The organism is Paenibacillus sp. FSL R5-0623 (assembly GCF_037974265.1).
GTDB lineage: Bacteria > Bacillota > Bacilli > Paenibacillales > Paenibacillaceae > Paenibacillus.
This window is the reverse complement of sequence record NZ_CP150233.1, coordinates 734,742-747,369: the sequence shown is the minus strand read 5'-3', so window position 1 is coordinate 747,369 and position 12,628 is coordinate 734,742. Positions and strand designations below refer to the sequence as shown.

11 protein-coding genes are annotated in these 12,628 nt (G+C 47.8%); all 11 read right to left on the bottom strand.

Going from position 1 to position 12,628, the window contains the following annotated elements; genetic code table 11:
- Window positions 1–46: 46 nt before the first annotated feature.
- Window positions 47–886 carry a carbohydrate ABC transporter permease gene (locus tag MKY92_RS03535; protein ID WP_091039044.1) on the bottom strand — a complete coding sequence of 280 codons (840 nt, stop codon included), beginning with the start codon at window positions 884–886 and terminating at the stop codon, window positions 47–49.
- A gap of 2 nt (window positions 887–888) precedes the next feature.
- Entirely contained in the window at window positions 889–1,791 is a 903-nt protein-coding gene (locus MKY92_RS03530; protein WP_047841423.1) for a sugar ABC transporter permease, read from the bottom strand.
- Window positions 1,792–1,936: 145 nt separating this feature from the next.
- Window positions 1,937–3,220, bottom strand: coding sequence for a sugar ABC transporter substrate-binding protein (locus MKY92_RS03525; protein WP_339181754.1), 1,284 nt, complete (start codon window positions 3,218–3,220; stop codon window positions 1,937–1,939).
- 220 nt (window positions 3,221–3,440) lie between these two features.
- Complete coding sequence (locus tag MKY92_RS03520) at window positions 3,441–4,994, bottom strand: response regulator (RefSeq protein ID WP_339299174.1); 1,554 nt, start codon at window positions 4,992–4,994, stop codon at window positions 3,441–3,443.
- Complete coding sequence (locus MKY92_RS03515; RefSeq protein ID WP_339299173.1) at window positions 4,969–6,756, bottom strand: histidine kinase; 1,788 nt, start codon at window positions 6,754–6,756, stop codon at window positions 4,969–4,971. Before MKY92_RS03515 ends, MKY92_RS03520 begins: the two co-directional genes overlap by 26 nt.
- 249 nt (window positions 6,757–7,005) lie before the next feature.
- Entirely contained in the window at window positions 7,006–8,328 is a 1,323-nt protein-coding gene (locus MKY92_RS03510) for a stalk domain-containing protein (protein ID WP_339299171.1), read from the bottom strand.
- 203 nt (window positions 8,329–8,531) lie between these two features.
- On the bottom strand, window positions 8,532–8,822 hold the full coding sequence (locus tag MKY92_RS03505; RefSeq protein WP_338590718.1) for a hypothetical protein: 291 nt from the start codon (window positions 8,820–8,822) through the stop codon (window positions 8,532–8,534).
- Window positions 8,823–8,959: 137 nt separating this feature from the next.
- Window positions 8,960–9,832: an inositol monophosphatase family protein gene (locus MKY92_RS03500; protein ID WP_036614103.1), complete on the bottom strand. Its 873-nt coding sequence runs from the start codon at window positions 9,830–9,832 to the stop codon at window positions 8,960–8,962.
- A 98-nt stretch (window positions 9,833–9,930) separates the two neighbouring features.
- Window positions 9,931–10,932, bottom strand: a complete 1,002-nt coding sequence (gene uvsE, locus MKY92_RS03495; protein ID WP_339299169.1) for a UV DNA damage repair endonuclease UvsE — start codon at window positions 10,930–10,932, stop codon at window positions 9,931–9,933.
- A gap of 155 nt (window positions 10,933–11,087) precedes the next feature.
- Entirely contained in the window at window positions 11,088–11,411 is a 324-nt protein-coding gene (locus MKY92_RS03490; RefSeq protein WP_036614107.1) for a hypothetical protein, read from the bottom strand.
- Window positions 11,412–11,441: 30 nt separating this feature from the next.
- On the bottom strand, window positions 11,442–12,542 hold the full coding sequence (locus tag MKY92_RS03485; RefSeq protein ID WP_036614110.1) for a D-alanine--D-alanine ligase: 1,101 nt from the start codon (window positions 12,540–12,542) through the stop codon (window positions 11,442–11,444).
- Window positions 12,543–12,628: the final 86 nt, after the last annotated feature.

Here is a 12,628-nt window from a genome sequence, read left to right as displayed (position 1 = left end):
TGTAAACGTTCATTCGGGCGAAGATACGAAGATACAGTAATCTGGCTTATCCTTTCAATCCGCTGGTGCTCATCCCTTGAACAATTTGTTTCTGGAAGATGAAGAACACAGCTACAACCGGAACCAGACTGACGATGGACATCGCAAACATTGCGCCCCAGTTGGAAGCAGATTCGCTATCGAGGAACATTTTCAGCGCCATCGACACAGTGTATTTATCAGGCGAGTTCAGGTACAATACCGGGCCAAGCAGATCCTCCCATCTCCAGTAGAAGGAGAAGATGGCTGCAGTCGCCAGAGAAGACTTGATGAGCGGCATAATAATCTGGATATACAGTCTGAATTTGTTACATCCATCGATGGTTGCAGCCTCATCCAGCTCCTTCGGAATCGTTCGAATGAACTGTACCATCAGGAAGATGAAAAACGGCATTCCGAAGAATGTAGGGACAACGATTGGAAGAATTGTATTCAGCCAGCCGAGCTTCGTGAAGATAATGTACTGAGGAACCAATACCACGTCATGTGGCAACATCAGTGTTAACATCATCAAGGAGAACCAGAATGTACGTCCCTTGAAGTTAAGTCTGGCAAAACCGAAAGCGATCAGCGATGACGATATCACAGCACCGATGGTAGATATCACTACGATTACAAGTGAGTTGGTGATGTAATCCATAAATGGTCTTCCAGCTGTGCCTTTCCAGCCATCCACATAGTTGCTCCAGATCCACTCCGCAGGAAACAGGGTATCCGCTGTGACAAAGATCGTACGGCTTTCCTTGAATGAACTGAATAGCATCCATAGGACCGGATAGAGCATCAGGAGGGCAAGAGCTGCAACGAACAGGTGATAAACGGGCCACTTTACATTTCTCCAAACCATCGTTACTTCCCTCCTTCAGATTCGTAGAACACCCAGTACTTGGATGTCAGGAAGACAGCTACCGTGAGTATACCGATCATGATGAGCATGATCCAGGCCATTGCCGAAGCATAACCCATGTTGTTAAACATAAACGCCTGACGGAACAGATACAGGGAGTACAGCATCGTACCGTCCATTGGACCGCCTTCGCCTTTGGAGATAATATAGGCAGGTACAAACGTCATGAATGCTCCAATCGTCTGCATAATCATATTGAACAGGACGATCGGGCTAAGCAGTGGCAAGGTGATGCTGAAAAATTTCCGTATAGGATTCGCGCCATCCACACCTGCTGCCTCGTACATCTCAGTAGGGATATTTTTGAGACCAGCCAGGAAGATCAGCATGGACGAACCAAACTGCCACACAGACAGTGAGATGAGCATAACCAGGGACGCATTCGGGTCACCAAACCAGCTTATAGGCCCGATCCCGATTGCCGTAAGAGCACTGTTGATAACACCCTCATTACTGAAGAGGTTACGCCACATAATGGATACGGCCACACTACCACCGATTATGGATGGCAGGTAATACAGCGTCCGGTACGTTCCAATCATACGAGAGCCAGTGTTTAGGACCATCGCTACGAAGAGGGCAAAGATCAACCTTAACGGTACCCCAATGAATACATACAGAAACGTCACTTTGACCGAGTTCCAATATTTCGGGTCATCAAAAAACATTTTGGTGTAGTTATCAAGCCCAATCCACCGTGGAGAAGTGAACAAGTTATAACTCGTGAACGACATATATAAGGACACAAACATGGGGATGAGTGTGAAGCCCAGGAATCCAATAATAAACGGGCTTATGAACGCATATCCAGTTAAGTTTCTACGTAACGACGAATACTGCCTCAATGGAACGAACCTCCTTCATGGATCAGCTTGCTCCCTCATCCTTGCTTCGGGTTATCTGGACGGGGAAAGGCCCTCGCATTCGCGAGTAGCCCCATTCCCGACCATCCCTGAAGTGGGACGAGCAAGCCATCATTCAATTCAACTGTTATTTATTGTTCGCAAGTACAGATTCGGCGTTCTTGCGGAATGTTTCTGCTGCCTGTTCAGGTGTAATTTTGCCAAAGTTCAACTCTTCAGCCACATCTGCCAGAGCAGAGATTACTTCAGGTGAACCAACCGGTGGCGGAGAACTCATTGGTGAAGCCTTTGGCTCCATGGCTGCTACGAATTCAAAGACCTGTTTTGTTGCGTCACTCAGCTCAGGTGCGATGGCTTCTTTGATTGCTCCTGAAATTGGCACACCGCGCTCACCTTTGATCAGTTTGTTCGCTTCCACGTCATTCACCCAGAAATCAATGAATTTAGCCGCTTCTTCCTTCACTTTGGAGTTGGACGTTACACCCCAATACATACTTGGTTGCATATATAGTCCTTTTTCCATATCCGGTCCTGGCATTGGAGCGATTTCGAGTGGACGGTTCGCCACCTGTTGCAAGGCTACGAACTGGTTGGACCATTGCCATACGCCAATTCCCTTTTCCTTCACGAGATCTGATTCCTCAATAATGCCTTTGGTTTGGTTGGCTACATCCGGCGTAGGTGCTGCACCCTGCTCGATCATGCGGCGCATAAGTCCGAAGAACTCCACAAACAATTGGTCATCATCATAACCAAGGCCAGTTCCTTCTGCATTGTAAAGCGAATGTCCTTTGGTACGCAGGAAGTAATGGAAGAAGATATCAGGAGCTACCCCTCCATCCAAATACAGGCCTTTCTCTGCGGCTTGTTTACCCAGTGCTTCGTATGATTCCCATGTCATATTTTCAGGCATAGCTTCTGCTCCCGCTTTTTGAAGCAAAGCAGGGTCATATTGGAAGCCCAGAACATTAACACCGGCAGGTACGCCGTATTGTTTACCGTTAATTACACCTGTGCTAATAACGTTCTCGGACACATCGTCCACTTTGATCTGATTGCCCAGATAAGGCGCTAGATCCTCAAGCTGACCATTCTGTGCATATTGGCTGATGTAGGAAATATCCATCTGAACGATGTCAGGCAACTGATTTGCAGCTGCTTGTGGTGCGAGCTTTTTCCAGTAGTCATCAAATGAAGCATATTCCACGTCGATTTTGACATTCGGGTTTTTCGATTTGTACAGGTCGATGACCTTCTGTGTATATTCATGCCGTGCATCCGAGCCCCACCAAGCGATCCGCAGGGTAACTGAGTCATCTCCAGATGCTCCTTCAGTTCCTCCACCTGAGCTACATGCCGCTGTAAACACGAGCAAAGCAGCCATCATCAGGAATATTGCCTTTTTCACCATGCCAATCTCCCCTTTTATGTTGATATGGTTGTGTGAACGAGTTATCCTTTTATTTCTGATAACGCTTTCACAAACTTGTTAATGTCATTTTCGCAAATGTACGACCATAGTTGAATACACAAAACCGTCTTGTTGGTTCAAAAAACAGAGGAGGACAACAGCCTCCTCTCGGCGCTGTTCGTCCTCCCCAGACATGAATTACATGATTGGTAGTCCATTGTTATATGCCGATCCTGCGGAATTCCGTAGGTGTCATACCAGTCCACTTTTTGAACACCTGACTGAAATATTGTGAATTCCCGCCGAATCCGAACAATTCAGCAAGCTCGAATACTTTCACATCCCCGCCTCTGCGAATATGGTCACATGCGCGTTCAATACGCAGACGATTCACGTAGTTGGAGAAGTTCTCGCCTGTGACTTTTTTGAAAATCTTGCCCAGATAATCCGGATTCATATACAACATCTGATGGGCGACTCCATTAAGCGAGAGATCTGCCTCTCCAAAATGACGATCCACGATATCCATCATCTTCTCCACGGCAGAAGACTGGCGACTGATATGGTTTTTGTAATAACCGGAAGTTAATCGGGCTGCACTGCTTGCAACAAAAGACTTCAAACCAGATAACGTATCGATATGCGGCAGTTCTGCCATACGCTGGGTGAATTCCGTTGCCTCCTCAGGTGGACAGACATGAACCATCGCCGAGTACAGCTGCACTACGTAAGAGCGAGTCACTTCAATTTCCAGCTGCTGACGTGATAATAGATCAAACAGACGATCCACCTCTACCGCTGTTTCCTCGGTATTGCCCGATTTGATCAACTGACACAGTTGCTCCGCATCCTGCTCTACGTGCACGCCGTCGCATTCTCCCGCCAGTACCAAATCATTCTTCGTGATCAGCTTGCCTTCACCGATAAAAAAGCGATGGTTCAGATACTGCAATGCCTCACGAAACAACCGCCGGGACTGAATCATTCGATCTGCTTCACTCAGCGCAGCGGTCACTTCCAATTTATATAGTCTGGTGAATGCAGCACGAACCTCTTCAATACTTTCTTTCAGTCCGGCCGGATCAGCTGAATCCGCGAGCAGAATGAGGAGTTTGCCTTCAATGGTCGTGCTTAACAGGACATGCGGGAGCAGGTCACTGGCAATGTTTTTGATCGCAAATAAATGACTGTAATCATGTTCATCTACAATTCGGAACAGCAGTAACCGAACTGCGTTCTCTTCAAGCTCCAGATCAAACAGCTCCTGATAATACTCCAGATCAACCGGCCCATAGGTTCGGTTGGTCATGAACTCCAGCAGAAATTGCTCCTTCACATGTGGAAGGACACGCTGCAATCGCTGTTTCATCTCACCCGCAACATGCTCCTTCACCTGGGCATCCTGATGCTCCTGCAACAATTCAATTAACGCATCATGGATCTGATTCTCATTGCAGGGTTTGAGCAAATAATGCTTCACACCATATTGCATCGCTCTGCGGGCATATTCGAACTCCTTGTAGCCGGATAACATAATGAAACGTACTCCCGGGTATGCTTCGGATGCCTTCTCTATGAGTCCGAGACCATCCAGACCTGGCATGGAAATATCCGTAATAATAATATCGGGTCTCGACTGCCCAATTTTGTCCAATGCTTCGATCCCGTTCCTCGCCGTACCCACCAATTCCGTACCTGCTGCGGCCCAATCGACCACTTGGGAAATCCCCTCCAGAATGACACGTTCGTCATCTACGAGCATCACTTTGTACATCGTCATCGTCCTCTCTGATCCAAGGTATGCTGATCGATACTACAGTTCCTGATCCGGGCTTGCTGCTCATCACCATTCCACCTTCATCGCCGAAGGTCAGCCTGATTCGTTCCTGGATGTTAGATAACCCAATGCCCTGTCCTCTTGTCTGAATACGTCCTTCGTGTAGTTGTTCCAGAAATTCCGGTGTCATCCCCGGACCGTCGTCCTCGACTTCAATAATCACCTTATCTCCCTCTGCTCTCGCCCGGATCCGAATCCGGCAAGGGTCAATGCTTGGTTCGAGTGCATAGTGTATGGCGTTCTCCACCAAAGGCTGTAATGTTAACTTCGGTATCCGCGCCGTTCCTACCTCTGGGGCAATTTCCATGTCGAAATCCAGTCTTTCCTCAAAACGTGTGCGTTGAATCGTCACGTAACTGCGGACAATGTCCAGCTCTCTTTCCAGCGTGATCCACTTCTCGGACATATTCACAGAGCTACGCAGCAGAAATCCGAGAGCCTCAACCATTTCCGAGATCTGTCGTTGCTTCTGTACTTTAGCCAGCCAGTTAATGGATTCAAGCGTGTTGTATAGAAAATGTGGATTAATCTGCGCCTGAAGCGCTTTCAACTCAGTCTCACGAATCACCAATTGCTTGGCATAATTCTCATCAATCAATTCACGTATTCGTTGAAGCATCATCTTGAATGTGCGATGCAGCAGCCCAACCTCATTCTGTGGAGATATCGGAACATTGCCAAGGGCTGCCTCCTCCAGCTTATCCAGATCACCTTTTTCGATATTACGCATCTTTTTGATCAACTGCGCAATCGGATGGGTAATACTGCGAGAGAATCTCGCTCCAATGATAAGCGCCGCCAGAAAGATCATGATGAAGATCACCGTGACCAACTGTTTGACAAACTGGATCTGTTTAAACATCTGGTCAAACGGGGTTGTGTACAGATAGGTCCAATCCGTATAGGAAGAATGCGCACGAGCTACAAAGTGTCTCCCATGCTCAAACATGGCAATTCCGTAGGGCTGGGTGCGCTTCAGTTCAGACTCAATCTCGGCTTCACTGACAGCTGATTCTGTTGGATAGATCACTTCTTTTCCATCCGTAATGAGTAATTGGGAGTCCTCAGCCGGTTCTTGCATCTGGTCCTGTACAATTCGGTCCAGCCGGACGCGGATGATCAGTGTGCCGAGTTCCTCCAATGTAAAAGCTCCGCCAATAAAGGATTTCACCTGTCGGACCGACAAAAGCCTGGACTGTTTATCCCCACTGGTATGCCAGGCATTGGAGCCCGAGTATTGCTGTCCCAGTGCAACCAGTTCCTTTTGCTTCGACTCCGAAATTCCCTCCCGATTGCCTGCGGCCATAACGTTATTATCATTATCGATAAATAGCATGGAATAGACGTATTTTTCGGAACCGGCATAAGCGACTAACCTGTTGGTAATTTTTTTACGTAACCCATTTTTCTCGTAACCCGTTTCGGCCTTTTTCAGTTGGAGCAGATATTGCTGAAGCGGCTCGTCCGACATTACCTTGAAGGAAAGATTAGAAATTTCACGAAGTTGATTCTCAATACCTACCGAAGACATATTGAGGACCTGCGAGGATTTCTCATAGATCTGACGGTCATAGATACTGAACACATATCGCAGTACGGACGCATAAAACGTAAAGCTGATCAACATCAAAAGTCCGATGAGAAGAATCGTTTTGTGATGAATCGGTAGTGTTGTGAAAGCGTTCTTAATTTTGTTCATCCTAAGCGCTCCTTTGGCTTGCGAAGGGTGCTGTCATACGATGCGTTAGTGGTTTTATTGTAAGTTATTTTCATATTTACACATCCATTGGTCATCTGACAAGATATATTTATGCAACATTTCAGGTCATTAGAGAAGGTATACATCTGTGTCAGCAACGCAAAAAGAACACAAAACGGCCAGAATACCTTGAACAGATCAAGGCATTCTGGCCGTTAAATAACATCATGTTAAAGCATGAAATACAATTTACGGATTAACAAAAACAGTTTTCAGCTTCGCTACATATTGCACATCAAAGCCAAGACCTTCAGCCACCATGGCAAGTGGTACATATGTTTTGGACTCTTTGCCTACCTTGTTCAGGAATGCAGGTGTATCCACAGTAACTGATGCTCCATTTACCTTCACAGCATTGGCACCAATCTTCACAGCAACCTTTCGGTCTCCATATGTAATGGTTGCGGTTGAAGTTTTGTTATCCCACACCGTAGTAGCACCTACAGCGTTTACGATGTCTTGAATCGCCACAAAGTTTTTGCCGTTACGGATAATCGGTTTGTACGGTGTATTTAGTGTTTTGCCACTCACGATAATATTCATTGGTTCACCTGTGGCAGGTGCAGTCAACTTGGTGTAATCTCCCCAAATCGTTTTGGCAAATACTTCAGCAATGGCCGCATATCCAAATTGGTTCGGGTGGAAATCACGATCTTTGATCATATGCGTCATCGTGCCTTCACCACCAACAAACTCCTTGGCGACGTGGGCGACTTTGACATCGGTACCCTGAGCAGTGAATTGTGCTGCAATGCCATCAATGGTCTGTGTGAAACCTTGGGATGCCTCCATCAGTTTGGCATACAATGCCTTGCCTGCTACTTCTGGCATCGGTTGATACTGGTCGGCGATGACAATTGTAGCTGTCGGATTGATTTCATGGATATCATTAATCGTTGCACTAACATTGGCTGTATAGGTTGCGAGTAATTCTTTTACCTTCGCTTGCAGTTCCTGATCACTCAGTTTGTCTGCTGTACCGAGAAGCTCCGATACATCATTTCCTCCAATGGTAATTGCAACCAGATTGGCCTGTGCTACACTCTCACGGATCGAAGCAGCATTGGCTCCGATTTGTCCCGCTCTTGGATCAGGAAGACTTGGTTGAATCGCTTCAGAAGTCAGCGTTTTGCCATCCTTAATTGCAGTAGTGAAGTTTTTCAGGCCACTGGTTTTCAAACCGGCAATCCCGTAGTTGTCCACCTGTGTACGTCCATGCAGCAAACCTTGCTCATGCAAACGTTCTACATAACCATAAGGCAATTCTTTTGTGTTGGGCTCATAACCTACCGTTATGGAATCTCCCAATGTGACGATACGGAACTCCTTGGTTACGGCTACTGCATCTTTCTTCGCAGTCAGCGAAGCCTCGTTTGTACCTGCTGGCAATACACCGGTTTTGGTGTCAGCCGCGTGTGCAGGCAGTGCAGAAGATGTGAAGAGCAGCATTCCTGCCAACATGCTTGCCGTTAAACCGGCAGCTGTATTTTCCCATATACGTTTACGCTTCATTCAAGGTAACACTCCTTCTCGCGAATCTATAATTACACTATTTTATAGTACATTGGTCATTCCAATGACATCAGTTGATGTTACTCTATTCTATCATTTTAAAGTAGTTGTTGTCCTCTCTACTAAGAGCACACATGAAATAACAGACTCCCTGGAGGGGAGCCTGTTACTGGTTAAGCTCAGCTATGAACTTCAGTGATTCGTTAAGATTGCGGCTTATTCGAATCTTCAGCGATCGAATGACCCTTGTCGCTCTCCGGTTTGTTCCCGGTAGCTCGCTCCAGATACCGATCATAACGATCATCCACTTCGCGTGCCATCTTCCGATACTTTAACGTTTCCTCGACAATTGGATCACGTTCCGTCTGGATTCGCACTTCATATTTGGGAGGAATCAGCTGGCGTTCACGCTGATCGGTGTCGCCGGACTCTTCCATGTCCCCTTCCGTCAGCATATCACTGAGCCGTCGTTCCAGTTCTTTGGATTCATCCATTGTTCTCGCTCCTTTAATTAAAGTCATACATGCGTTAACCATACTATTGGACGTCCACTTCGCTTCTTCAGATGCTTTCTGTCCCGTCCGTTAATGTACAATTAAAGGTAATTAAAGCATGGATGAGTTGAATAAACTCACTCCAGACCGGTTGCTTTCGCTTCCTTCAGTACATCCGTCAGTGCATCATGGATTTTGCCATTGCTGGCAACGACATGGTTCACAGACAGTTGGTAAGGCGTTCCGATGGTATCCGTCACCTTGCCACCTGATTCTTCAACCAGCAGCGCACCTGCGGCAATATCCCACGGTTTCAATCCAACTTCGGTGTAAGCGCTGAGACGTCCGGCGGCAACGTAAGCCAGATGCAGGGCGGCTGATCCACCAGCACGCAAGTTACGAACTTGCGGAGCAAGCGCCTGCACAGCGGCCATATTCAGTGGCAACGCAAAGGTTGTGTCTGCCGGGAATCCAACCGCAATCAGGCTCTGAGCCAGTTCCTGTTCACCAGATACAAGCATCCGGTTTCCGTGAACATATGCTCCTTTCCCTTTTTCCGCAACAAACATCTCATCACGGGAAGGATCGTAGATCACGCCGACAATGACTTCACCATTGTGAGCCAATGCGATGGACACCGAATAAAACGGGAATCCGTGTACAAAGTTCGTCGTTCCATCCACAGGATCAACAATCCACAGAAATTCTTCTTCCTCAGCCTCTTTCAGTGCTTTTGCCGAAGCTTCCGGTCCCGGTTCGACGCCTTCTTCACCCAGAATGGCATGGTGGGGAAAATGTGTGAGAATCAGGCGGCGGATCATCTGCTCCGCTCCTTTATCCACTTCGGTCACCAGATCTTGGGGTGAATATTTGGTGCCAAGTTCAGCTACCGTCCCAAGACGGCTTTTGATCCATTCACCAGCTTTGGAAGCTGCATTAATGGCAACGGCAGTATAGCTTTTGCTTGTCACGACATAAGGTGTCTTTTCCTTCTCATTCAAAGCGTTCACTCTACTTTCTATATCAATCTACGAAAAGTTGAAATACTTGTTAAAAGTATACGCCCCACAGGTCGTAAAGTTTCTCGTTGCCCAGGCCCCTTTTGGCACTACGGATGAATGATGACGGTAGACTCGTCCACCCACTCCACACCCTCTTCGTGATAGAATGCCAGCTTCTGCATCAGTTGTACAAGTGCCTCATCTTTGCGTTTAGCCTCGATCATCACGTCAAGCCTTGGGGTATCTGCTGCGATATGACGCAAGAAGTCGAGCACCGGCTCTACCTCTACACCATCGGCGTGACCTCGCAGATCCTTCTCACTCTTTGGACTGGAGACATGGATTTTGGGTGGCAATGGCTGATCAGCCGGTGAATCTGCCTGGGCAAGCGGCGACTGCCAAGTCTTTAGAATATCAGGCCACAGATCCCATGCCTGTTCTCCTTCGTTGTTCACCCAATGGTGATGGATATCCAGTACCATGGGCAATCCCAAGCGCTGGCACACGGCTAGTGTCTCAGGCGCATTGAACGTTTTGTCATCATTTTCGAGTGTGAGCCGCTCCTGAATGTCCCGATCCAGCTTCAAAAAGTTTTCTTCAAAACGAAGCGCCGCCGAAGGCTTGTCCCCGTATGCACCACCAATATGTATATTGTTCTTGGCAGTGGCATTCAGCCCCATGGCATCCAGCATCCGAACATGATGACGAAGGTCGCGAATCGAGTTGTGCAGAACTTGCTCGCGGGGGGTACTAAGTACGGTAAAATGATCCGGATGAAAGGACACACGCATATGGTTTTCCTTCACAAAATCACCAATGGCCGCAAAGTCCTGCTTCAGTACCGGGAACGGGTCCCAGTCATTCAGGTCCTCGTGTGTTGCCAATGGAATCAATTTGGAAGAGAAGCGATATACATGAATATGGCTACCCTTGTTGTGCCTGAGCAAACGTAATGTATTGTGCAGGTTCTCGGCTGCAATCCGTTCGAGCTTGCGGATCGCTGCTTCCCTGTCATCGATTTTGTTAAAACTCGACATGGTCATGGTCCGGGAAGGCGAGGCGTTCTCTATAAGCACGGACATTGCCACGTAACCAAAGCGTACGAGCATGAATCTCTTCCTCTCTATTAGGGCGGGAAACCCGCACGGCATATTCAGCCATCAGGATGTACCGTCACTGTATATAACCAAGTTTTACCCTAAAAGAGTGACCATAATCGTATTCTGACAAATCAGTCTATCCGACCCGCACTTACAGTCAACAACTACTCCTGTGCTTGCTCTCCAAAGAACATCTCATCCGCAAGGGCAGTCTGAATGCGTGATTCTTCCTCAGTCAATTTGCGGATGAGTTGCATCTCCACCTCGGTTACCTCTTGCCCCTGGAAGTTGATCTCCGCAATGGAAACCACGATCTTGACGATGGCTACAGCCACGTTATCCGGTGTGTATGCAATCACTTTCTGGCCGGTAGGAAATACCCGGAAGCCCTGTTTGACCATTTTGCCGCGTCCGTATTCAAGCAGTTCGAACAGCTCCTGCTCATTCTTGAACTTGCATACGGAATTGAATTCAGTCTGAAATCCCATGCATATCCCTCCTGATCTTGTGGTCGCAGGCTACGCCTGTACGCCGTTCTCGTAATTCAGTGCCTGCTTGCGGTTGTAACGCTCCAGTGCCAGCTCAATCATGCGATCCAGCAGTTCGGCATACGATACACCTGTCTCACGCCAAAGAAGTGGATACATGCTGTATGGTGTGAAACCAGGCATGGTGTTGACTTCATTAATAAGCAAGGCGCCGTCATTTTTCCGAATGAAGAAGTCCGCACGTGAAATGCCGTTACCTTCAATCGCACGGAACGCCTGCAAAGCTGCCTCGCGAATGCGATCTGCGGCCTCTGGGTCCAGTGGAGCTGGAATCAGCATCTGTGATTGACCATCAATATACTTGGCTGCATAGTCATAATACTCACCGGAGGATACGATCTCACCTGGAACGGAAGCCATGGGCTCGTCATTGCCGAGGACGCTGACCTCAACTTCGCGGGCTTCAACGAACTCCTCAATGACAACCTTCGTATCATACCGAAGTGCGAACTCGACAGCTGTCTTCAGTTCATCGCGGTTACGTGCTTTGGAGATGCCTACACTGGAGCCCAGATTCGCCGGTTTGATAAAACATGGATACCCCAGCTGATCTTCGACCTGTACGATCATTTCGTGCTCTGTCTGCTTCCATTGTGTCGCGTTAAAATACGTAAAAGCACATTGGTCAATGCCGGCCTGTGCAAACAGCTTTTTCATGACCACTTTGTCCATGCCGCCAGCTGAAGCCAGTACACCTGCACCTACATATGGCATATCCGCCATCTCGAACATGCCCTGAATGGTGCCATCCTCTCCAAACGTACCATGCAGCAGAGGGAACATCACGTCCAGCGCTTCCGCCCCGCCATACAAACGGCCAAACAGGGCGTTCAGCGCATCCTGCGTTCCACCCGCCGATTGCTCCAGCTTCAAATCTTCAATCTGCGCGAACGGCGCATGCATGACAGGTCCTTTTTTCCACGTACCCTGCTTGGAGATATAAAAAGGAACCAGTTCATACTTTTCATAATCAAATGCGTTTGTTACAGCAAACGCCGTTTGCAGCGATACCTCATGCTCGCCCGATTTTCCGCCGTACACGACGCCTACTTTTAATTTATCCATACTCATGTGTACCCTCCGATTATCTGTGCCTGATGCTGTCATGTTTGCATGCTCAGCACCCTTGTTATTCTGCTTGCATTATCTGGTCTTAT

What these genes read in the sequence shown, in the direction of transcription:
- MKY92_RS03535 (WP_091039044.1), bottom strand. Translation starts at nt 886, where the DNA reads ATGGTTTGGAGAAATGTAAAGTGGCCCGTTTATCACCTGTTCGTTGCA.
- MKY92_RS03525 (WP_339181754.1), bottom strand. Translation starts at nt 3,220, where the DNA reads ATGGTGAAAAAGGCAATATTCCTGATGATGGCTGCTTTGCTCGTGTTT.
- MKY92_RS03520 (WP_339299174.1), bottom strand. Translation starts at nt 4,994, where the DNA reads ATGTACAAAGTGATGCTCGTAGATGACGAACGTGTCATTCTGGAGGGG.
- MKY92_RS03515 (WP_339299173.1), bottom strand. Translation starts at nt 6,756, where the DNA reads ATGAACAAAATTAAGAACGCTTTCACAACACTACCGATTCATCACAAA.
- MKY92_RS03510 (WP_339299171.1), bottom strand. Translation starts at nt 8,328, where the DNA reads ATGAAGCGTAAACGTATATGGGAAAATACAGCTGCCGGTTTAACGGCA.
- MKY92_RS03505 (WP_338590718.1), bottom strand. Translation starts at nt 8,822, where the DNA reads ATGGATGAATCCAAAGAACTGGAACGACGGCTCAGTGATATGCTGACG.
- uvsE (WP_339299169.1), bottom strand. Translation starts at nt 10,932, where the DNA reads ATGCTCGTACGCTTTGGTTACGTGGCAATGTCCGTGCTTATAGAGAAC.
- MKY92_RS03490 (WP_036614107.1), bottom strand. Translation starts at nt 11,411, where the DNA reads ATGGGATTTCAGACTGAATTCAATTCCGTATGCAAGTTCAAGAATGAG.
- MKY92_RS03485 (WP_036614110.1), bottom strand. Translation starts at nt 12,542, where the DNA reads ATGAGTATGGATAAATTAAAAGTAGGCGTCGTGTACGGCGGAAAATCG.